Annotated in this window: 19 protein-coding genes; 11 read left to right on the top strand and 8 right to left on the bottom strand. The window is 71.1% G+C overall.

All coding sequences use genetic code 11. The features are described 5' to 3' along the window. Positions 1-146: 146 nt before the first annotated feature. From uvrC to ACIRPK_RS11010, 9 genes are all read left to right on the top strand, one after another. Positions 147-2,129, top strand: a complete 1,983-nt coding sequence (gene uvrC, locus ACIRPK_RS10970; RefSeq protein WP_403036070.1) for an excinuclease ABC subunit UvrC — start codon at positions 147-149, stop codon at positions 2,127-2,129. 56 nt (positions 2,130-2,185) lie between these two features. Then, a complete protein-coding gene (rapZ, locus tag ACIRPK_RS10975; RefSeq protein WP_403036073.1) occupies positions 2,186-3,070 on the top strand; it encodes an RNase adapter RapZ in 885 nt (294 codons plus the stop codon). A gap of 192 nt (positions 3,071-3,262) precedes the next feature. After that, complete coding sequence (gene yvcK, locus ACIRPK_RS10980; protein ID WP_403036359.1) at positions 3,263-4,240, top strand: uridine diphosphate-N-acetylglucosamine-binding protein YvcK; 978 nt, start codon at positions 3,263-3,265, stop codon at positions 4,238-4,240. Beyond that, a complete protein-coding gene (gene whiA / locus ACIRPK_RS10985; RefSeq protein WP_057240357.1) occupies positions 4,231-5,211 on the top strand; it encodes a DNA-binding protein WhiA in 981 nt (326 codons plus the stop codon). The genes yvcK and whiA overlap by 10 nt, the downstream gene beginning before the upstream one ends. A 287-nt stretch (positions 5,212-5,498) precedes the next feature. Beyond that, positions 5,499-6,503, top strand: coding sequence for a type I glyceraldehyde-3-phosphate dehydrogenase (gap, locus tag ACIRPK_RS10990; protein WP_057240355.1), 1,005 nt, complete (start codon positions 5,499-5,501; stop codon positions 6,501-6,503). A 138-nt stretch (positions 6,504-6,641) separates the two neighbouring features. Beyond that, complete coding sequence (locus tag ACIRPK_RS10995; protein ID WP_403036077.1) at positions 6,642-7,847, top strand: phosphoglycerate kinase; 1,206 nt, start codon at positions 6,642-6,644, stop codon at positions 7,845-7,847. A 4-nt stretch (positions 7,848-7,851) separates the two neighbouring features. Then, complete coding sequence (gene tpiA, locus ACIRPK_RS11000) at positions 7,852-8,637, top strand: triose-phosphate isomerase (RefSeq protein ID WP_403036080.1); 786 nt, start codon at positions 7,852-7,854, stop codon at positions 8,635-8,637. A gap of 86 nt (positions 8,638-8,723) precedes the next feature. Continuing rightward, positions 8,724-8,960, top strand: coding sequence for a preprotein translocase subunit SecG (secG, locus tag ACIRPK_RS11005; RefSeq protein ID WP_403036083.1), 237 nt, complete (start codon positions 8,724-8,726; stop codon positions 8,958-8,960). Between the two features lie 263 nt (positions 8,961-9,223). Then, on the top strand, positions 9,224-9,559 hold the full coding sequence (locus tag ACIRPK_RS11010) for an RNA polymerase-binding protein RbpA (protein WP_082598926.1): 336 nt from the start codon (positions 9,224-9,226) through the stop codon (positions 9,557-9,559). 123 nt (positions 9,560-9,682) lie between these two features. Here ACIRPK_RS11010 and pgl read toward each other — a convergent pair whose 3' ends face one another. From pgl to tkt, 5 genes are all read right to left on the bottom strand, one after another. Then, positions 9,683-10,459 (bottom strand): 6-phosphogluconolactonase, encoded by a 777-nt coding sequence (pgl, locus tag ACIRPK_RS11015; RefSeq protein WP_403036086.1) that lies wholly within the window; start codon positions 10,457-10,459, stop codon positions 9,683-9,685. Beyond that, positions 10,456-11,574: a glucose-6-phosphate dehydrogenase assembly protein OpcA gene (gene opcA / locus ACIRPK_RS11020; RefSeq protein ID WP_403036089.1), complete on the bottom strand. Its 1,119-nt coding sequence runs from the start codon at positions 11,572-11,574 to the stop codon at positions 10,456-10,458. Before opcA ends, pgl begins: the two co-directional genes overlap by 4 nt. Continuing rightward, positions 11,571-13,136 carry a glucose-6-phosphate dehydrogenase gene (gene zwf / locus ACIRPK_RS11025; RefSeq protein ID WP_403036092.1) on the bottom strand — a complete coding sequence of 522 codons (1,566 nt, stop codon included), beginning with the start codon at positions 13,134-13,136 and terminating at the stop codon, positions 11,571-11,573. Before zwf ends, opcA begins: the two co-directional genes overlap by 4 nt. Positions 13,137-13,177: 41 nt before the next feature. Then, positions 13,178-14,293, bottom strand: coding sequence for a transaldolase (gene tal / locus ACIRPK_RS11030; RefSeq protein ID WP_403036094.1), 1,116 nt, complete (start codon positions 14,291-14,293; stop codon positions 13,178-13,180). A 77-nt stretch (positions 14,294-14,370) separates the two neighbouring features. Beyond that, positions 14,371-16,467 carry a transketolase gene (tkt, locus tag ACIRPK_RS11035; protein WP_403036097.1) on the bottom strand — a complete coding sequence of 699 codons (2,097 nt, stop codon included), beginning with the start codon at positions 16,465-16,467 and terminating at the stop codon, positions 14,371-14,373. Between the two features lie 446 nt (positions 16,468-16,913). On the opposite strand from tkt, the gene ACIRPK_RS11040 reads away from it, so the two are divergent. Further along, positions 16,914-17,855, top strand: coding sequence for a heme o synthase (locus ACIRPK_RS11040; RefSeq protein ID WP_403036100.1), 942 nt, complete (start codon positions 16,914-16,916; stop codon positions 17,853-17,855). 46 nt (positions 17,856-17,901) lie between these two features. On the opposite strand, the gene ACIRPK_RS11045 is transcribed toward ACIRPK_RS11040, so the two are convergent. Further along, positions 17,902-18,543, bottom strand: a complete 642-nt coding sequence (locus tag ACIRPK_RS11045; protein WP_403036103.1) for a DUF2461 domain-containing protein — start codon at positions 18,541-18,543, stop codon at positions 17,902-17,904. Positions 18,544-18,618: 75 nt separating this feature from the next. Between ACIRPK_RS11045 and ACIRPK_RS11050 the strand changes: the two genes are divergently transcribed. Continuing rightward, the gene (locus tag ACIRPK_RS11050) at positions 18,619-18,957 is read left to right on the top strand and encodes a hypothetical protein (protein ID WP_403036106.1); all 339 of its coding nucleotides are present in this window, start codon (positions 18,619-18,621) and stop codon (positions 18,955-18,957) included. 56 nt (positions 18,958-19,013) lie between these two features. Here the strand turns inward: ACIRPK_RS11050 and ACIRPK_RS11055 are convergent, their stop codons facing one another. Together ACIRPK_RS11055 and ACIRPK_RS11060 are read right to left on the bottom strand one after the other, a co-directional pair. After that, complete coding sequence (locus ACIRPK_RS11055) at positions 19,014-19,979, bottom strand: heme A synthase (RefSeq protein WP_403036109.1); 966 nt, start codon at positions 19,977-19,979, stop codon at positions 19,014-19,016. Positions 19,980-20,048: 69 nt separating this feature from the next. Continuing rightward, entirely contained in the window at positions 20,049-21,302 is a 1,254-nt protein-coding gene (locus ACIRPK_RS11060) for an acyltransferase (protein ID WP_403036112.1), read from the bottom strand. Between the last annotated feature and the right edge of the window lie 258 nt (positions 21,303-21,560).

Below are 21,560 nucleotides of genomic sequence, written 5' to 3' on the forward strand. Positions count from 1 at the left end.
GTGGTCGAACTCCCGTCGTCGCCCGAAGGGCGGCCGTGGGGCAGGCGGGAGTCCGACGACCGGCCCTGGCGCGGACCGAGCCGGACATACCGCGCGCAGCTGACACGGCGGCCCCGGCTGTCGGGCGTGATCGGTACGGTAGGGGCATGGCAGACCCTTCCACCTACCGGCCCGCACCCGGGGCCATCCCGACCTCGCCCGGGGTCTACAAGTTCCGCGACGCGCACGGGCGGGTCATCTACGTGGGGAAGGCGAAGAGCCTGCGGCCCCGGCTGTCCTCGTACTTCCAGGACGTGGCCAACCTGCACCCGCGCACCGCGACCATGGTGACCACGGCCGCCGCCGTGGAGTGGACGGTGGTGGCCACCGAGGTCGAGGCGCTGCAGCTGGAGTACTCCTGGATCAAGGAGTTCGACCCCCGGTTCAACGTCAAGTACCGCGACGACAAGAGCTATCCGGAGCTGGCGGTCACCCTCAACGAGGAGTACCCCCGGGTCCAGGTGATGCGCGGTGCGCACAAGAAGGGCGTGCGCTACTTCGGCCCGTACGGCCACGCCTGGGCGATCCGCGAGACGGTGGACCTGATGCTCCGGGTGTTCCCGGTCCGGACGTGCTCCAACGGGGTGTTCAAGCGGGCCCGGCAGATCGGCCGGCCCTGCCTGCTCGGGTACATCGGCAAGTGCGCCGCGCCCTGCGTCGGCAAGATCTCGGCGGCCGAGCACGTCGAACTGGCCGAGGAGTTCTGCGACTTCATGGCCGGGCGGACGGGCAACCACCTGCGCCGGCTGGAGCAGGAGATGCAGCAGGCCGCCGCCGACCTGGAGTACGAGAAGGCCGCCCGGCTGCGCGACGACCTCGGCGCGCTCCGCCGCGCGATGGAGAAGAACGCGGTGGTGCTCGGCGACGGCACCGACGCCGACCTGTTCGCCCTCGCCGAGGACGAGTTGGAGGCGGCCGTGCAGATCTTCCACGTCCGCGGCGGCCGGGTGCGCGGCCAGCGCGGCTGGGTCACCGACAAGGTCGAGGACGTGGACACCGCCGGGCTGGTCGAGCACGCGCTCCAACAGCTGTACGGCGGCGGCACCGAGAGCGTCCCGCGCGAGGTGCTGGTGCCCGCGCTGCCCGAGCCGCTGGCCCCCGTGCAGGAGTGGCTGACCGGCCTGCGCGGCGCCCAGGTGGACCTGCGGGTGCCCCAGCGCGGGGACAAGAAGGACCTGATGACCACGGTCCAGCGGAACGCGCAGCAGTCGCTGGTGCTGCACAAGACCAAGCGCGCCTCCGACCTGACCACCCGGAGCCGGGCGCTCCAGGAGATCGCCGAGGCGCTGGAGCTGGACTCGGTGCCGCTGCGGATCGAGTGCTTCGACATCTCGCACCTGCAGGGCGAGGACGTGGTGGCCTCGATGGTGGTGTTCGAGGACGGGCTGGCCAGGAAGAGCGAGTACCGCCGGTTCCAGATCAAGGGCTTCGCCGGGCAGGACGACGTCCGGTCGATGCACGAGGTGATCACCCGTCGGTTCCGCCGCTACCTCCAGGAGCGCGAGCAGACCGGCGAGTGGGCGGTGGAGGAGGAGGCGGAGCAGCAGGGCGCCCGCGACGACGACGGCCGCCCGAAGCGGTTCGCCTACCCGCCGCAGCTGCTGGTGGTCGACGGCGGCCAGCCGCAGGTCGCCGCCGCCCGCCGCGCGCTGGACGAGCTCGGCATCGACGACGTCGCACTCTGCGGGCTGGCCAAGCGACTTGAGGAGGTCTGGCTGCCCGGCAGCAGCGACCCGGTGGTGCTGCCGCGCTCCAGCGAGGGCCTCTACCTGCTCCAGCGGGTCCGCGACGAGGCGCACCGGTTCGCCATCGCGTACCAGCGCAGCAAGCGGGCCAAACGGCTCACGGCGGGGGAGCTGGACTCGGTCCCCGGGCTCGGCGAGACTCGCCGCCAGGCGCTGCTCAAGCACTTCGGTTCGCTGAAGAAGCTGCGGGCGGCCACGGTGGCGGAGATCTGCGAGGTGCCCGGGATCGGTCTGCGCACGGCGGAGACTGTTGTCGCGGCGTTGGCTGCCCGTACACCGGCCGCCCCCGCCGTGAACACCGCCACCGGCGAGATCATTGAGGACAGTACCGAGGAGACGCCGTGACGGCCGACGCCGCCCGTCCGACGCTCCGGCAGAATCACCGAGAACGGGGATCAGAAGTGACAGTGGCCGATGTGGGAGACAGCGCCCCGGAGCTGGTGATCATCTCCGGCATGTCCGGAGCGGGCCGCAGCACGGCGGCCAAGTGCCTGGAGGACCTGGGCTGGTTCGTGGTGGACAACCTGCCGCCCGCCCTGATCCCGACCATGGTCGACCTCGGCGCCCGCTCGCAGGGCGCGGTGCCCCGGATCGGGGTGGTGGTCGACGTCCGCGGCCGGAAGTTCTTCGACGACCTGCTGACCTCGCTGGAGGAGCTGGCGAAGCGCGGGGTCCGGCTCCGGGTGGTCTTCCTGGAGTCCTCGGACGACGCCCTGGTGCGCCGCTTCGAGTCGGTCCGCCGTCCGCACCCGCTGCAGGCCGACGGCCGGATCGTGGACGGCATCGAGCGCGAGCGCGACCTGCTCCGCGAGCTGCGCGGCGAGGCCGACCTGGTGATCGACACCTCCGACCTGAACGTCCATCAGCTCCGGGCCAAGCTGGACGCCGCGTTCGCCGACAACGACGAGCCCGAGCTGCGCGCCACCGTGATGTCCTTCGGCTTCAAGTACGGCCTGCCGGTCGACGCCGACCTGGTGGTGGACTGCCGCTTCCTGCCCAACCCGCACTGGGTCCCCGAGCTGCGGGCCCGCACCGGCACCGACCCCGACGTGGCCGGTTACGTCTTCGAGCAGCCGGGTGCGAACGAGTTCCTGGACGGTTACGCGGAGCTGCTCCGGATCATCACCGAGGGTTACCGTCGGGAGGGCAAGCGGTACATGACGCTTGCCGTAGGCTGCACCGGTGGGAAGCACCGCAGCGTAGCGATGTCGGAGCGGCTGACGAAGCGTCTGATCGCGGACGGCGTCGAGACGGTGCTGGTCCACCGCGACATGGGCCGGGAGTGACCCCGGGGGAGTGACGGTGGCGCTCCGGCGGTCGCTCTAACAGACACAAGGGGCGCCGCCGCCACCAGGCGGCGCCGATGAACAGAACGTGGGGTCGGTGTGACGGCATACTCGCCAACGCGGCAGCACAAGACCGTCGACCGGGCCCAGAGCGCAACGGGCCGGACCAGAGGCGCCCCGCGGTCCAAGCCCATCAGTGTGGTCGCGCTCGGCGGCGGCCAGGGCCTGTCCGCCTCGCTCTCCGCACTGCGCCGGCTGACCACCGAGCTGACCGCCGTGGTGACCGTCGCCGACGACGGCGGCTCCAGCGGCCGGCTCCGCGCCGAGCTGGGCGTCCTGCCGCCCGGTGACCTGCGCAAGGCGCTGGCCGCGCTGTGCGGGGACGACGACTGGGGCCGGACCTGGTCCGAGGTGCTCCAGCTGCGCTTCACCGGCGACGGCGAGCTCGGCGGCCACGCGGTCGGCAACCTGCTGATCGTGGCGCTCTGGGAGAAGCTCGGCGACCCGGTGGAGGCGCTGAACTGGGTCGGCCGACTGCTCAACGTGCACGGCCGGGTGCTGCCGATGTCGGCCGTCCCGCTGGACATCGAGGCCGTGGTCCGGGGCCACGACCCCCTGCTGCCGGGCGAGTTGAGCTCGGTCCGGGGGCAGGCGAACGTGGCCGTCACACCCGGCACGGTGCAGTCCATCCGGCTGCTGCCGGAGCAGCCGCCGGCCGTCCCGGAGGCCGTCGAGGCGGTCCTGGAGGCGGACTGGGTGGTGCTCGGCCCCGGCTCCTGGTTCACCAGCGTGCTGCCGCACCTGCTGGTCCCCGAGCTGGCCGACGCCCTGGTGCGGACCAGGGCGCGCCGGCTGCTCACCCTCAACCTGGCCCCGCAGCCGGGCGAGACCGAGGGCTTCACCCCGCAGCGCCACCTGGAAGTGGTCGCCGACCACGCTCCGGAGCTCGCGGTGGATGCGATCCTGGTGGACGAGCGCGCCGTCACCGGCGGCGCCTTCGGCCAGGCGGACCTGGCCGGGCTGGAGAAGGCCGCCGAGCGGATGGGTGCCGCACTGGTGCTCGACCGGGTCGCCGCCGCGGACGGCACGCCGCGACACGACCGGGAGCTTCTGGCGGCTGCGTACGACCGGATTTTCCGGACACATGGAAGGATCGGCCCATGGCGATGACGGCAGCGGTGAAGGACGAAATCAGCCGGCTCCCCGTCACCCGGGCCTGCTGCCGCAAGGCCGAGGTTTCGGCGATCCTCCGATTCGCGGGCGGGCTGCACATTGTGAGCGGCCGCATCGTGATCGAAGCGGAGCTGGACACCGGCATTGCGGCCCGGCGGCTGCGCAAGGACCTGCTGGAGATCTTCGGACACTCCTCGGATCTGGTGGTGATGGCCCCCGGCGGGCTGCGACGCGGCAGCCGGTACGTGGTGCGGGTGGTGAAGGACGGCGAGTTGCTGGCCCGGCAGACCGGGCTGGTGGACGGACGTGGGCGGCCGATCAGGGGCCTGCCCCCGGCCGTGGTCTCGGGCGCGACCTGCGACGCGGAGGCCGCCTGGCGCGGGGCCTTCCTGGCGCACGGTTCGCTCACCGAGCCGGGGCGGTCCTCCTCCCTGGAGATCACCTGCCCGGGCTCCGAGGCGGCGCTCGCCCTGGTCGGCGCGGCCCGCAGGCTGGGCATCCCGGCCAAGGCCCGCGAGGTCCGCGGGGTGGACCGGGTGGTGATCCGGGACGGCGACGCGATCGGCGCGCTGCTCACCCGGCTCGGCGCGCACGAGTCGGTGCTGGCCTGGGAGGAGCGCCGGATGCGGCGCGAGGTCCGGGCCACCGCCAACCGGCTGGCCAACTTCGACGACGCGAACCTGCGCCGTTCGGCCCGCGCGGCGGTCGCGGCCGGCGCCCGGGTGCAGCGGGCGCTGGAGATCCTCGGCGAGGAGGTGCCGGAGCACCTGGCGGCGGCCGGCCAGCTCCGGATGCAGCACAAGCAGGCCTCGCTGGAGGAGCTGGGCGCGCTCGCCGACCCGCCGCTCACCAAGGACGCGGTGGCCGGCCGGATCAGGCGCCTGCTGGCGATGGCCGACAAGCGCGCCTCCGAGCTCGGCCTGCCGAGCACCGAGGCCAACCTGACCGACGAGATGGCGATGAGCTGACGCAGTCTCATCTTCCGAACGGCCGGTGCCCGCGATGCGGACACCGGCCGTTCCGCGTTCGAACCGCCCGGCGGATCGCCACTGGGCCGTTCGGGCAGCAGGACCAACTGCCCTGCGGCACAGGGACCGAAGCCCTGAATAGTGGTGTTCGAGCCCCCGGGAGGGGCCGGAGACGGTGAGGCGATGTGCCCCGGCCACCTTGGGAGAGGTAGGGTCATGGGTGGTCGGGGACATCCCATTTCCACCCCGTCGGCACAGTCCGGCGCACCTAACGAGGAGATCGGTTCGTGACGATCCGGGTAGGCATCAACGGATTCGGCCGCATTGGCCGCAACTTCTTCCGTGCGGTTAAGTCCCAGGGCGCGGACATCGAGATCGTCGGTGTCAACGACCTGACCGACACCAAGACCCTGGCTCACCTGCTCAAGTACGACTCGATCCTGGGCACCCTCCAGGGCGAGGTCAGCCACACCGCCGACAGCATCACCGTCGACGGCCACACCTTCAAGGTGATCGCCGAGCGCGACCCGGCCAACCTGCCCTGGGGCGAGCTGGGCGTGGACATCGTGATCGAGTCCACCGGCATCTTCACCAAGGCCGACGCTGCGAAGAAGCACGTCACCGCCGGTGCCAAGAAGGTCATCATCTCGGCCCCCGCGACCGACGAAGACGTCACCATCGTGATGGGCGTCAACGACGAGAAGTACGACGCGGCGAACCACACGGTCATCTCCAACGCCTCCTGCACCACCAACTGCGTGGCGCCGATGGCCAAGGTTCTCCAGGAGAATTTCGGCATCGTCAAGGGCCTGATGACCACGGTGCACGCGTTCACCAACGACCAGGTCACCCTGGACTTCCCGCACAAGGACCTGCGCCGTGCGCGCGCCGCGTCCATCAACATCATCCCGACCTCGACCGGTGCCGCCAAGGCCACCGCGCTGGTCCTGCCGGAGCTCAAGGGCAAGCTGGACGGCACCTCGCTGCGCGTCCCGGTCCCGACCGGTTCGATCACCGACCTGGTCGTCACCCTCGAGCGCGAGGTCACCGTCGAGGAGGTCAACGCCGCCTTCCAGAAGGCGTCCGAGGGCTCCCTCAAGGGCATCCTGCAGTACACCGAGGACCCGATCGTCTCCTCCGACATCGTGAACTCGCCGTTCTCCACGATCTTCGACTCGCTGATGACCATGGTGCAGGGCAACCAGGTCAAGATCTTCGGCTGGTACGACAACGAGTGGGGCTACTCCAACCGCCTGGTGAACCTGACCACCCTCGTCGGTGGCCAGCTCTGAATCCAGCGGAAGCTGACGTGATGTGAGGGAGGGCCCGGACGTAGACCGTTCGGGCCCTCGCTCTGCGTTCCCTCTCGCTTCATCGGTGGCCCGCCGCAGTGCCTCCGCCACTTTTTCTCCCCAGGAGATTCGAAGACCGTGAAGACCATCGAAGACCTCCAGGTCGACGGCCAGCGGGTGTTCGTCCGCGCCGACCTGAACGTGCCGCTTTCGGACGGCCGGATCACCGACGACGGCCGGATCCGCGCCGTCGCCCCGACCATCGCCAAGCTGGTCGCGGCCGGCGCCAAGGTGATCGTCGCCTCCCACCTGGGCCGCCCCAAGGGTGCGCCCGACCCCCAGTACTCGCTCGCCCCCGTCGCGGTCCGCCTCGGCGAGATCCTCGGCCAGTCCGTCGCCTTCGCGACCGACACGGTCGGCGAGAGCGCGAAGGCCACCGTCGCCGCCCTGGCGAACGGCGAGGTCACGCTGCTGGAGAACCTGCGCTTCAACGCCGGCGAGACCGCCAAGGACGACGCCGAGCGCGGCGCCTTCGCCGATCAGCTGGCCGAGCTGGCCGACCTCTACGTCGGCGACGGCTTCGGTGCGGTGCACCGCAAGCACGCCTCGGTCTTCGACCTCCCGGCCCGGCTGCCGCACGCGGTCGGCGACCTGATCGCCACCGAGGTCGGCGTGCTCAAGCGCCTGACCGACGAGGTCGAGCGCCCGTACGTGGTGGTGCTCGGCGGCTCCAAGGTCTCCGACAAGGTCGGCGTGATCGACAACCTGCTGGGCAAGGCCGACCGCATCCTGATCGGCGGCGGCATGGCCTACACCTTCCTCGCGGCCCTGGGCCACGAGGTCGGCATCTCGCTGCTGCAGAAGGACCAGATCCCGGTCGTCCTGGAGTACCTGGAGCGCGGCAAGGCCAACGGCGTCGAGTTCGTCATCCCGGTGGACGTCGCGATCTCCGCGAGCTTCCCCGACACCAGGACGCACGCGCCGGTCACCGACTTCGAGGTGGTCGACGCGGACAAGATCCCCGCGGACAAGGAGGGCCTGGACATCGGCCCGAAGACCCGGGAGCTGTTCGCCGCGAAGCTGGCCGACGCGAAGACCGTGTTCTGGAACGGTCCGGTCGGCGTCTTCGAGCACCCGACCTTCGCCGAGGGCACCAAGGCCGTCGCGCAGGCGCTGCTCGACAGCGACGCGTTCACCGTGGTCGGTGGCGGCGACTCCGCCGCGGCCGTCCGCATCCTGGGCTTCGACGAGAAGAAGTTCGGGCACATCTCGACCGGCGGTGGCGCGAGCCTCGAGTACCTCGAGGGCAAGACCCTCCCCGGTCTCGCCGCCCTGGAAGGCTGAGCACATGACCGAGCGTCTCCCGCTGATGGCGGGCAACTGGAAGATGAACCTCAACCACCTCGAGGCCATCCAGCACACCCAGAAGCTGGCCTTCGCGCTGGCCGACAAGGACTACGAGGCCGTCGAGGTCGCCGTCCTGGTCCCGTTCACCGACCTGCGCTCCGTGCAGACCCTGGTGGACGGCGACAAGCTGAAGATCAAGTACGGCGCCCAGGACCTCTCGGCGCAGGACTCCGGTGCCTACACCGGTGAGATCTCCGGCCCGATGCTCGCCAAGCTGAAGTGCACCTTCGTGGCGATCGGCCACTCGGAGCGCCGGCAGTACCACGGCGAGGACGAGGACATCGTCAACGCCAAGGTGAAGGCCGCCTACCGGAACGGGATCACCCCGATCCTGTGCGTCGGCGAGCCGCTGGAGGTCCGCAAGGCGGGCACCCACGTCGAGCACACCCTGGCCCAGCTCGACGGCGCGCTCCGCGAGGTCTCGGCCGAGCAGGCCGAGACCATCGTGGTCGCGTACGAGCCGGTCTGGGCGATCGGCACCGGCGAGGTGGCCACCCCCGAGGACGCGCAGGAGGTCTGCGCCGCGATCCGGGTCCGGCTCGGCGAGCTGTACTCGGCCGAGCTGGCCGGCAAGGTCCGGGTCCTGTACGGCGGTTCGGTCAAGTCCTCCAGCGCGGCCGGCCTGATGGCCAAGCCCGACGTGGACGGTGCGCTGATCGGCGGTGCCTCGCTGGACGCCGACGAGTTCGTCAAGATCGTGCGCTACCGTGAGCAGGCAGTAGGCTAACGCCACCCTGGCAACGTAGGCTTTGGGGCCGGACCGCTTCGAGCGGCCCGGCCCCTTCGCCGAAGATACGAGAGATTGGTCCCGCTGTGGTTCTCGGGTTCACGATTGCGCTGATCGTCTTCAGCATGCTGATGATCCTCCTGGTGCTGCTGCACAAGGGGAAGGGCGGCGGTCTCTCCGACATGTTCGGTGGCGGCGCGATGTCCACCGGCGGCGGCTCGGCCGTGGCCGAGCGCAACCTCGACCGCATCACCATCATCGTCGCGCTCGGCTGGTTCGCCTGCATCGTGGTGCTCGGTCTGGTGCTCAAGTACAAGAGCTGAGCCCGGCCTTCGGTCAAGCTTTCGCACACATCTGACGCTCCGTCGATCCGCGGCTTATGCTCGGAACGGTGAAGTGCCGGAGGTGGTGCGGACAGATCCTTAACCGCTGCTTACACTAGGACGACTTCGCCACCGTCCGCCGGCCTCGGCCGGGCGGCAGTGGATATCGGCTGCCGTCCTGTCGCCGACACCGGGCACGGGTGAACGGCCCTCTCCGGGCAGCGGCCGAGATCGCATCGCACCAGCACGCAGGGAGTCAGACCGTGGCAAGTGGCAACGCCATTCGTGGCAGCAGAGTCGGCGCCGGCCCGATGGGTGAGGCGGAGCGCGGCGAGTCCGCCCCCCGAAACCGGATCTCCTTCTGGTGTGCCAACAAGCACGAGACCAAGCCGAGTTTCGCCGCCGAGGCGGTCATCCCGGACACCTGGGACTGCCCCCGCTGCGGTTTCCCGGCCGGACAGGACGAGCACAACCCGCCCGCCCCGTCCCGGAACGAGCCCTACAAGACCCACCTCGCGTACGTCCGCGAGCGCCGCACCGACGCCGACGGCGAGGCGATCCTGGCCGAGGCGCTCGCCAAGCTCCGCGGCGAGATCTGAGAACCACCCGACGGGGTCGGGCCGTTGTGGCGGCCCGGCTCCGTTCGTGCTGTCCGGGCGAAGGACGAGGGACGGGAAGGGCCCGGCTCCGCGAGGCGGAGCCGGGCCCTTCCTGACGCCGCCTCAGGCGGAGGCGGGCGGGTAGAGCTGCGACGGGATCTTGGCCGCCGCCGTGCGGTCGAGCAGCCAGAGCGTGCGGCGGGTGCCGTACGCGCCGGAGGCGGGGGCCTGGATCTCGCCGGGACCGGTGAGGGCCAGCGCGACCGCGTCGGCCTTGTCCTCGCCCGCCGCCAGCAGCCAGACCTCGCGGGCCGCCCGGATCGCCGGGAGGGTGAGCGAGATCCGGACCGGCGGGGGCTTCGGGGCACCCCGGACGCCGACCACGCTCAACTCGGTCTCCCGGACGCCGGGGTGACCGGGGAACAGCGAGGCGACGTGGGTGTCCGGGCCGACCCCGAGCAGCAGCACGTCGAAGGCGGGCACCGGCCCGCGCTCGGCGGCCTTCGCCAACTCCCCGGCGTAGCGGGCCGCGGCGGCCTCCACGTCGGAGCCGTCCACGCCGTCCGAGGCGGGCATCGCGTGCACCCGGGCCGGGTCGAGCGGGACGGCGTCCAGCAGTTCGGCCCTGGCCTGGACGGCGTTCCGGTCCGGGTGGTCGGCGGCGACGAAGCGCTCGTCGCCCCACCAGAGGTCGAGCCGCGCCCAGTCCACCGCGTCGCGCGCCGGGGAGGCGGCGATCGCGGCGAGCAGGGCGTTGCCGTTCCGACCACCCGTCAGCACCACCGAGGCGGTGCCGCGGGCGGCCTGGGCGTCCACGATCCGGGTGATCAGCCGGGCCGCGGCGGCCTGCGCCATCAGCTCCTTGTCCCGGTGGACGACGAGCTGCGGGACGGTGGTCACGAGCCCGCCTTCTTGGTGGCGCGCTTGGCCGGGGCCTTCCTCGCCACCGCCTTCTCGGCCGGCGCGGCCTTCTTGGCGGTGGTCCGCTTCGCGTTGGGCTTCCCGGCGGCCGGCACCTTGGCGGTGACCCGGGCCGGGGCGGCCACGGCCGCCTCGATCACCGGGGCGGGTGCGGCGGCCTCGGTGCCCGGCTCCTTGAGCGCGTCCACCGGGGTCCGCACCGCGGCCGCGTAGATGTCGTCCGGGTCGAGCCGGCGCAGCTCCTCGGCGATCAGCTCCGAGGTCTCCCGCCGCTTGAGCGCGACCTGACGGTCCGGCGCACCGGGCATCGAGAGCGTGCCCATCAGGCCGTCCGGACGGTCCAGGACGATGTCGCCGCCCTTGGTCCGCAGGGTGACCGAGGTGATGCCGGGGCCGCCGGTGACCACCCGTTCGACCGGGATGTGCAGGCGGTTCGTCAGCCAGAGGCCGAGCAGCTCGACACTCGGGTTGTACGACTCGCCCGCCACCACGGCCGAGGTGATCTCGACCGGGCGCTGGTCCAGGGCGGCGGCCAGCATCGAGCGCCAGCCGGTGATCCTGGTCCAGGCGAGGTCGGTGTCGCCGGGGGTGTAGCTGGCCGCCCGCTGGGCGAGCTGGCCGACCGGGGACTCGGCGGTGACCGCGTCGGTGATCCGGCGCTGGGCGATCGCGCCGAGCGGGTCCTGCGCCGGGTGCTGCGGGGCGTTCTCCGGCCACCAGACCACCACGGGGGCGTCCGGCAGCAGCAGCGGCAGCACCACCGACTGGGCGTGCGCGACGAGTTCGCCGTGCATCCGGAGGATGACGGTCTCGCCCGAGCCCGCGTCGGAGCCGACCAGGATCTCGGCGTCCAGCCGGGTCTCGGCCCGGGCCCGGGGCGAGCGCCCGGCCCGCTTGATGACGGCCAGGGTGCGCGAGGGGTGCTCGCGGGAGGCGTCGTTGGCGGCCTTGAGGGCGTCGTACGCGCTGCCCTCGTCGGTCACGATCACCAGGGTGAGCACCATGCCGGCCGCGGTCGAACCGCTGGCCCGGCGGGCGTCCATCAACGCAGCGTTGATCTTGCTGGACGTGGTGTCGGTCAGGTCGATCTTCATGGGCGCCGCCAGCTCCTGCCGTCTCGTGCCAGCATCTCGTCCGCCTCGGTCGGTCCCCAGGTGCCGGAGGGGTACTGGGCGGGCTTGCCGTGGGTGTCCCAGTACTGCTCGATCGGGTCGAGGATGTCCCAGGACAGCTCGACCTCCTGGTGACGGGGGAACAGGTTGGCGTCGCCGAGCAGCACGTCCAGGATGAGCCGCTCGTACGCCTCGGGGCTGGACTCGGTGAAGGACTCGCCGTAGGCGAAGTCCATCGTGACGTCCCGGACCTCGAAGGAGGTGCCCGGCACCTTGGAGCCGAACCGCACCGTGACGCCCTCGTCCGGCTGCACCCGGATCACCAGGGCGTTCTGCCCCAGCTCCTCGGTGGCGTAGGAGTCGAACGGCAGGTACGGGGCGCGCTGGAAGACCACCGCGATCTCGGTGACCCGGCGGCCCAGCCGCTTGCCGGTGCGCAGGTAGAACGGCACGCCCGCCCAGCGGCGGTTGTTGATCTCCAGCTTGATGGCCGCGTAGGTGTCGGTCTTGGAGTTGGGGTCGATGCCGTCCTCGTCCAGGTAGCCGACCACCTCCTCGCCGCCCTGCCAGCCGGCCGCGTACTGGCCGCGCACGGTGTGCTTGCCCAGGTCCTCGGGGAGCTGCACGGCGCTGAGCACCTTGAGCTTCTCGGCCACCAGCGCCTTGGGGTGGAACGACGCGGGCTCCTCGATGGCGGTCAGCGCCATCAGCTGGAGCAGGTGGTTCTGGATCACGTCGCGGGCGGAGCCGATGCCGTCGTAGTACCCGGCCCGGCCGCCGATCCCGATGTCCTCGGCCATGGTGATCTGCACGTGGTCGACGTACGACCGGTTCCAGATCGGTTCGAACATGGTGTTGGCGAAGCGGAGCGCCAGGATGTTCTGGACGGTCTCCTTGCCGAGGTAGTGGTCGATTCGGAAGACCTCGTCACGGGGGAAGACCTCGTGCACGATCCGGTTCAACTCCTGGGCGCTCTCCAGGTTGTGACCGAACGGCTTCTCGATCACCGCGCGGCGCCAGGAGCCCTGCGGCGGGTCGGCCAGGCCGTGCTTCTTCAGCTGCTGGACCACGTTGGGGAAGAACTTCGGCGGCACCGAGAGGTAGAAGGCGAAGTTGCCGCCCGTCCCCTGGGCCTGGTCGAGCTCCTCGATGGTCTTGCGCAGGGTGTCGAAGGCGTCGTCGTCGTCGAAGGTGCCCTGGACGAACCGCATGCCCTTGGCCAGTTGCTGCCAGACCTCCTCGCGGAAGGGGGTCCTGGCGTGCTGCTTGACCGCGTCGTGGACCTCCTTGGCGAAGTCCTCGTCCTCCCACTCGCGGCGGGCGAAACCGACCAGCGAGAAGCCCGGCGGCAGCAGGCCGCGGTTCGCCAGGTCGTAGATGGCAGGCATCAGCTTCTTGCGCGACAGGTCGCCGGTGACCCCGAAGATGACCAGGCCCGACGGCCCCGCGATGCGCGGGAGCCGTCGGTCTGCGGGGTCACGTAGCGGATTGGAGGGCGCGGGCGGGGGATCGCCCTGCTCGACCTCCGGGTATTCGTTGCTCACTGTGGGGGCTCCGCTTCCGTGAACGTGCTTGTGAGCAGGTGTCAGTTCTCGTCGCCGAAGGAGGCCAGCGAGGCGGTGACGGTGTCGAGCAGCTCGATCCAGGACTGCTCGAACTTCTCCACGCCCTCGTCCTCCAGCACCTGCACCACGTCGTCGTAGTCCACGCCGGCCGCCGCGATGGCGTCCATCAGGGCCTGCGCGTCGGCGTAGTTGGGGGTGATGGTGTCGCCGGTGATCACGCCGTGGTCGCCGGTGGCGTCCAGGGTGGCCTCGGGCATCGTGTTCACGGTGCCGGGGGCGACCAGCTCGGTGACGTACAGGGTGTCCGGGAGGTTCGGGTCCTTGACACCGGTGGAGGCCCAGAGCGGACGCTGCGGCTTGGCGCCGGCCGCCTCCAGCGCCTTCCAGCGCTCGCTGCCGAACACCTCCTCGTACGCCTGGTACGCCAGCCGGGCGTTGGCCAGCGCGGCCTTGGAGCGGAGGTTCTTCGCGTCGCCGCCGATCTTGTCCAGGCGCTTGTCGATCTCGGTGTCCACCCGGGACACGAAGAAGGAGGCGACCGACTCGATCTGGGACAGGTCCAGGCCGCCGGCCTTGGCGGTCTCGAGACCGGTCAGGTAGGCGTCCATCACCGCGCGGTAGCGCTCCAGCGAGAAGATCAGCGTGACGTTGACGCTGATGCCCTTGCCGAGCACCTCGGCGATCGCGGGCAGGCCGGCCTTGGTGGCGGGGATCTTGATCAGCACGTTCGGGCGGTCCACCAGCCACCACAGCTGCTTGGCCTCGGCGACGGTGGGCGCGGTCCGGTGCGCCAGGCGGGGGTCGACCTCGATCGAGACCCGGCCGTCGCGGCCGTTGCTGGCGTCGTAGACCGGGCGCAGCACGTCGGCCGCGTCCCGTACGTCCGAGGTGGTGATCATGCGGATCGCCTCGTCGGTGGTGACCTTGCGGACCGCCAGGTCACGCAGCTGGCCGTCGTAGGCGGTGCTGCCGCCGCCGATGGCCTTCTGGAAGATGGTCGGGTTGGTGGTGACGCCGACCACGTGCTTGCCCTGCACCAGCTCGGCCAGGTTCCCGGAGGTCAGCCGGTCCCGGCTCAGGTCGTCCAGCCAGATCGCCACGCCCTCGTCGCTGAGGCGCTTCAGTGCGTCAGTCATGGTGCTACTTCCTCTTTTTCGGTTGGGCAGTCAGACGGGGTCGGGCGCCCGGAGGCACCCGACCCCCCGGGGTACGACTAGCGCGAGATGGCCTCGACGGTGCGTAGCGAGGCGCGGGCGGCGTTGGCCACCGCGTCGGCGGTCAGGCCGAACTCGCGGAAGAGCACCTTGTAGTCGGCCGAAGCACCGAAGTGCTCCAGGCTGATGATCCGACCGGCGTCGCCGACCAGCTCGCGCCAGCCCTGCGCGATACCGGCCTCGACCGAGACCCGGGCACGGACGTTCGGGGGCAGCACGCTGTCCCGGTACGCCTGGTCCTGCTCGTTGAACCACTCGATGGACGGCATCGATACCACGCGGGTCGGGATGCCGTCGGCCTCCAGCTCCTCACGCGCGGTGACCGCGAGCTGGACCTCGGAGCCGGTGCCGATCAGGATCACCTTCGGCGCCGAGTCGCTGGCCTCGGCCAGCACGTAGCCGCCCTTGGCGGTGCCCTCGGCGGAGCCGAAGACCTCGCGGTCCCAGGTCGGCACGTTCTGCCGGGTGAGGGCCAGGCCGACCGGGCCCGGGTGGCTGGTCTGCCGCTCCAGGATGGTGTGCCAGGCGACCGCGGTCTCGTTGGCGTCGGCCGGGCGGACCATGGCCAGGCCCGGGATGGCGCGCAGCGAGGCCAGGTGCTCGACCGGCTGGTGGGTCGGGCCGTCCTCGCCGAGGCCGATCGAGTCGTGCGTCCAGACGTAGGTGACCGGCAGCTTCATCAGCGCGGCCAGCCGGACGGCCGGGCGCATGTAGTCGGCGAAGACCAGGAAGGTGCCGCCGAACACGCGGGTGTTCCCGTGCAGCGCGATGCCGTTCATGGTCGATCCCATGGCGTGCTCGCGGATGCCGAAGTGGATGGTCCGGCCGTAGGGGTTGGCCGACTTCAGCGGGTTGCCCTCGGGGAGGAAGGAGCTGCCCTCGTCGATGGTGGTGAGGTTGGACTCCGCGAGGTCGGCCGAGCCGCCCCACAGCTCCGGGATCACCGCGCCGAGCGCCTTGAGGGTGTCGCCGGACGCCTTGCGGGTCGCGACCTCCTTGCCGGCCGGGAAGACCGGGACGGCCTTCTCCCAGCCGTCGGGCAGCTCACCGGCGGTGATCCGGTCGAACTCGGCGGCCCGGGCGGCGTCGGCCTCGCGCCAGGCGTGGAACGACTTCTCCCACTCGTGCCGGGCGGCCTTGCCGCGCTGCACGACCTCGCGGGCGTGGTTGATCACCGCATCGGTGACCTCGAAGGTCTTCTGCGGGTCGAAGCCCAGCACCTTCTTGGTGGCCGCGATCTCCGCGTCGCCGAGCGCCGAGCCGTGCGCCTTGGCGGTGTTCTGCGCGTCGGGGGCCGGCCAGGCGATGATCGTGCGCATCGCGATGATGGACGGGCGCGAGGTCTCGGCCTTGGCCGCCTCCAGCGCGTTGGCCAGCGCCAGCACGTCGATGTCGCCGTCCGACTTCGGGGTGACCCGCTGGACGTGCCAGCCGTACGCCTCGTACCGGGCCAGCACGTCCTCGGAGAAGGCGGTGTCGGTGTCGCCCTCGATCGAGATGTGGTTGTCGTCGTACAGCGCGACCAGGTTGCCCAGCTTCTGGTGGCCCGCCAGCGAGGAGGCCTCGGCGGAGATGCCCTCCTCCAGGTCGCCGTCGCTGACGATGGACCAGATGGTGTGGTCGAACGGGGAGGTGCCCGGGGCGGCCTCCGGGTCGAACAGGCCGCGCTCGTAGCGGGCGGCCATCGCCATGCCCACCGCGTTGGCGATGCCCTGGCCGAGCGGCCCGGTGGTGGTCTCGACCCCGGCGGTGTGACCGTGCTCCGGGTGCCCGGGGGTGCGGCTGCCCGCGACCCGGAACGCCTTCAGGTCGTCGAGCGAGAGCCCGTAACCCGACAGGTAGAGCTGGGTGTAGAGCGTGAGCGAGGTGTGCCCGGGGGAGAGCACGAAGCGGTCGCGGCCGACCCAGGCCGGGTCCGTGGGGTCGTGGCGCAGGAAGCGCTGGAAGATCAGGTACGCCGCGGGGGCCAGCGACATGGCCGTCCCCGGGTGTCCGTTGCCGACCTTCTGGACCGCGTCCATGGCCAGGACCCGGGCCGTGTCGACCGTCCGCTGATCCAGCTCGGTCCACTCGAAAACGTTCGGCGTGGTGCTCACCCTGTCTCAGGGCTCCTTCCGTATATGAAGAGTGACCCCGTGAGGGACCGGTCGGCCACGTCGCTGTGGGCCTGACGTCTCGTTGGTTCCGGTCACGGAGGGTTGATCCCGCTTCTCTGTGCGAGCCTACCGCCCGGGCGGACCTTCACCCTGCGTGGCGGGACAACCAGGACTTTCCGGCTCGGATTCCCGAATACCGTGTCACGTGCGGCCCCGTCCTACCCTCGCCCGGATCGGCCCGCTCGGCGCGTCCACGGAGCAAGACGGGGGACAGGGCGGTTTGCGGTGATTCACCCGGCGGTGTGCGGTTCCGCCTCGCCGGAGGACCCCGGGGCCGATCGAGGTATATGGAGCGTCTAAGGTGGCGTGGTACGCGCAGCGCGGACGGATCGGCTCCATCTGGTTCCGAGGACGCCTGTGAAGATTCATCGTGAGTTGGGGTGTCCGTGACCGCCGTTGAATCCCGCCCTGCCGGGGTGGTGGGGACGACTCCCGCGCGCCGGCCGCTCGGGGCCCGTGTCGGGGCGTTCGTCGCACTGACCAAGCCTCGGATCATCGAACTGCTGCTGATCACCACCGTTCCGGTGATGTTCCTGGCGCAGCGCGGTGTCCCCGATCTGCTGCTGGTGCTCTGGGTGGTGATCGGCGGTTACCTCTCGGCCGGCGGCGCCAACGCGCTCAACATGTACATCGACCGCGACATCGACGCGGTGATGACCCGTACCGAGCGCCGCCCGCTGGTGACCGGCATGGTCTCGCCGCCGGAGGCGCTGGTCTTCGGCATCGCGCTGGCGATCGCCTCCACGGTCTGGCTCTGGCTGCTGGTCAACCCGCTGGCCGCCGGCCTCGCGCTGACCGCCCTGCTGTTCTACGTCTTCGTCTACACGCTGGGCCTGAAGCGGCGGACGGCCCAGAACATCGTCTGGGGCGGCATCGCCGGCTGCATGCCGGTCTTCGTCGGCTGGGCCGCGGTGACCGACTCGGTGTCCTGGTCCGCGCTGGTGCTGTTCCTGGTGATCTTCTTCTGGACTCCGCCGCACTACTGGCCGCTCTCGATGAAGGTGCGGGACGACTACGCCCGGGCCGGCGTCCCGATGCTGCCGGTGCTCAAGGGCAACCTCGCGGTGGCCCGGCAGATCGTGGCGTACTCCTGGGTGATGGTGCTGGTCTCGCTGGCGCTCTGGCCGCTGGCGCACACCAGCTGGCTGTACCCGGTCTCGGCCGTGGTGCTCGGCGCGTTCTGGCTCAAGGAGGCGCACGGGCTGCACGCCCGCGCCAAGGCCGGGCTGGTCGGGGCCAAGCTGAAGGAGATGCGGCTGTTCCACTGGTCGATCACCTATCTGACCCTGCTCTTCGTGGTCATCGCGGTGGACCCGTTCATCCCCTGACGCACCGTCGGAGAAGGGCCCTGCCTCGTCGAGGCAGGGCCCTTTCTCATCGCCCGGGCAGCTCGCTCGGGCCGACGTGCCCCTCCAGCCAGGCCATCAGCGGCTGCGAGGCGCGCAGGAAGCCGGCGATCCGGTCCAGCGCCTGCGCGGTGCCCAGCCAGGCGGCCGGCTCCCACTCCTGCCAGGCCACCAGGCCCTTGTTGCGCAGCAGTTCGATCCTCGGGTGGTCCTTGGCGAAGCCGCGCGGGGCGGTCTTCAGCGCGTCCCGGCCGTGCACGCGGGGCCCGGCGGCCTCGACGGCGGCGATCACCCGAAGCAGCTCGGCGCCGCTGACGTCCTCGGCCACCGCCGCCCGGTACCGGGCGAGTTGGTCGGTGGCCAGCTGGTACATGCCGTTGCCGCAGGCCAGCCCGTCGGCGGAGAGCTGGATGTAGCCGCCGCCCGCCAGATGGCCGCCGACGTGGGTCTTGTACGGCGACTTGTCGGCGCTGAACCGGACGTCCCGGTTCGGCCGGAAGATCTTCCCGGGCCCGAACTCCGGCTCCAGGGCCTCCAGCAGGGCCGCCATCGGGGCCCGGACGTCCTGCTCGTAGCGCGACTTGTGCGCCTGCCAGAAGATCCGGGAGTTGTCGGTCTCCAGCTGCTCGTAGAACTCAAGGGCCTCGGCGGGCCAGCCTTCGAAGGTCACACCAGCACCCTATGTGGCCCGCTCCACACGCCGCTCCCGTCGCCAGTGCGACTACTCATCGGTAGCATGCCGGACATGAGCAGCGCAGAGACCGCCACCACCGCCGCGCCGGACGCCCGTGCCGAGCGCCGCGCCAAGCGCATCGCCAAGCACATCCGGAGCTTCGCCGAGCAGCACGGCGGCAGCGCCGAGGGCGTCGTCGAGTACGTCGGCGGCATGGCCACCCGGATCGTGCTGGTCGGCGCGGACGGCTCCTGGGGCGACCAGGTCGCCCCGACCTACGCCGTCGGCCTGCGGGCGGCCGAGCTGGCCGGGCTGAAGCTGCACGACGACTTCGAGGGCGAGCTGGCGCTCAGGGTGCGCACCGGCGCCTACGAGTGGAAGCGGATGGCCGGTATCCAGATCGGCGGCTGACGGTACGTCGAAGGCCCGGACCCGGTCACCGGGTCCGGGCCTTCGACCTTGGTCCGTCAGGCGTCCTGCAGCTCCTGGGCCGGCACCACAGGGGCGGGCAGCTCGGCCCGGCGGCGCAGCGCCAGCGGGATGCGCAGCGCGGCGATCCAGACCAGCGCGGCGCCCAGCATGTGCAGGCCGACCAGGATCTCGGGCGCGTCGGTGAAGTACTGGACGAAGCCGATCAGGCCCTGCGCCGACAGCACCACCAGCAGCTCCTTCGCCCGGGCCCGGGCGGCCGCCGGGGCCTTGACGGCGGCGAACACGAAGACCGCCGCGATCGCCAGGCCGAAGGAGAGGAAGGCCAGGTCGGTGTGCAGCTGGGCCAGCCGGTCGTAGTCGATCGGGATCCGGTACACCGGCTTGCCGTCCGAGCTGGAGGCGCCCGGGTGGTGACCCGCACCGGTGACCAGCGTCCCCGCCACCACCAGCAGACCGATCGCCAGCACCAGCACGTTGGCCAGCCGGGTCACCGGCAGGCCCACCAGGGCCTCGGGCGCGCCGTCACCCTCCTTGGCCCGCTCCCAGGTCAGCAGCGCGACCCAGACCAGGCCCAGCGCGGCGACCAGGTGCGCACCCACGATGTACGGGTTGAGCCCGGTCAGCACGGTGATCCCGCCCAGCACGGCGTTGCTCATCACCAGCCAGAACTGCGCCCAGCCCAGCTTGGTGATGCTCCGTCGCCACGGTCGGTGACAGCGGGCCGCCAGGGTGACCCAGGCGACCGCCGCGCACAGCACGTAGGTGAGCATCCGGTTGGTGAACTCGATGACCCCGTGCAGGCCCATCTCGGCCGTCGGGGTCAGGCTGTCGGCGGTGCAGCGCGGCCAGGTCGAGCAGCCGAGCCCGGAGGCGGTGAGCCGGACGGCGCCGCCGGTCATCACGATCACCACGCTCATCACCAGGGCGGCGAGCGCGGCCCGCCGGACGGTCGCGGCGGTCGGCTGCCAGCGGGTGGCGAGGAGGGAGGAGGGGGTATGCACGGGAATCACTGTAATTCGCCTGACAGATGATCAATGCGCACCCCCCTCCGCTGCGCTGCCGGGTCGGTCTCAGCCGGCCCGGCGGCGGCCCTTGATCCGGCGGGGCCAGGGGAACAGCCGGGGCGAGCGCCCGGCGGCCAGGTCCTCGACCCAGCCGAAGGTCAGCACGAACAGGGCGATCAGTGGCAGCGCGACCAGGAACTGTGGATAGCGGGTGTTCAGCAGCCAGGCCAGGTTGGCCGATGCCCAGTCACTCCGCCAGGCCAGGTCGATGATCGGCACCGAGAGCTCCAGGGCCATGGTGTGCCAGAGGTAGACGCTCACCGCCCGGGCGTTGAGCAGGCTGATCAGTCCGTTCCAGCGTTGCAGCGGCCCCGGCCAGTTCTGCCAGGACGGGCTCAGGTGGAGCAGCAGCAGGACGAAGCCGAACGACCAGACGGCCTGCGCGATCGGCACGCTCTCCAGGTCGCCGACCTCGGTCGGGTCCTCCACCGGGCGGCTGCTCAGCCACCAGTAGCCGGCCAGCATGATCAGCGGGGCGATCGAGGGCGCGACGTACTGCGGCAGCTTGCGCAGCAGGCCCTCCTGGTGGGCCATCCCGAGCACCCAGCAGGAGCCGAAGGTGGTGAAGTCGGAGAGGGTCTCCCAGAGCCGGCCGTCCTGCGGGACCAGGCCGGAGCAGAGCGCCATCGCCAGCGGGGTGAGGATGGTGACCACCGGGAAGCGGCGCAGCGCCTTCAGCATCAGCGGCGAGAGCAGCACGTACCAGAGGTAGGCCCGCAGGTACCAGAGCGGTACCCCCACCTGCTCGGCCCAGCCGGGCTCCAGGAGGCCGCCGAAGCCGGACAGCGTGCCCTCGGCGAACGGCGGGGTGCTCAGCGGCATGATCCAGAAGACCAGCTTGCCCCACCACCAGCCGGGGTGGCCCTCGGAGTTCGGACCCCAGCCGTCCAGCAGGCTCAGGCCGATGGTTATCACGCCGAACAGCCAGAGCGGCGGCAGCAGCCGGCGCAGTCGGCCGCGGATCACGGTGACCGCGGGACGGCTCAGCGAACGGGCCATCAGCGAGCCGGCCAGCGCGAACATCACGCCCATCGAGGGGAAGACCAGCGGCAGCCAGGCCCAGCTGAAGTTGTGGTAGATCACCACCCGGAACAGCGCCAGCGCGCGCAGCAGGTCCAGGTAGCGGTCCCGGCCGCCCGAGCGGGGCTTGGGGGCGGGCGGCTGCTCGTCCACGGGCTGCGGCGCGACCTGCGGTTCCGGCTGCCGGGGCGGCGGGACGCGGAGCTCCATGGTCTCGATGTGCTGCGGGAACGAGGACACGTCACACCTCCACGACGGGGGCCGAGACCTCACCGGTCCGCCGGGGTGTCCGGCCGACCAGGGTCGGTGCCGGATCGGGGGGCGTGGAAAGCTCGGGAGACATGACGGTTCGGCCCTTCGCGGCGGAGGCAGGCGTCGGGAGAGCCGCGACTGAACCCTGCCCGGCCGACCGTAGTCGACCCGGACGGCCTGATTCGGAGTCAATGTCCGCTCTGTACCGGTCTGCGTGAACCTTGTAATCGGATCGAAATTACGCAC

Origin of the sequence: Kitasatospora sp. NPDC101801 (assembly GCF_044766665.1) — a bacterium.
Classification (GTDB): Bacteria; Actinomycetota; Actinomycetes; order Streptomycetales; family Streptomycetaceae; genus Kitasatospora.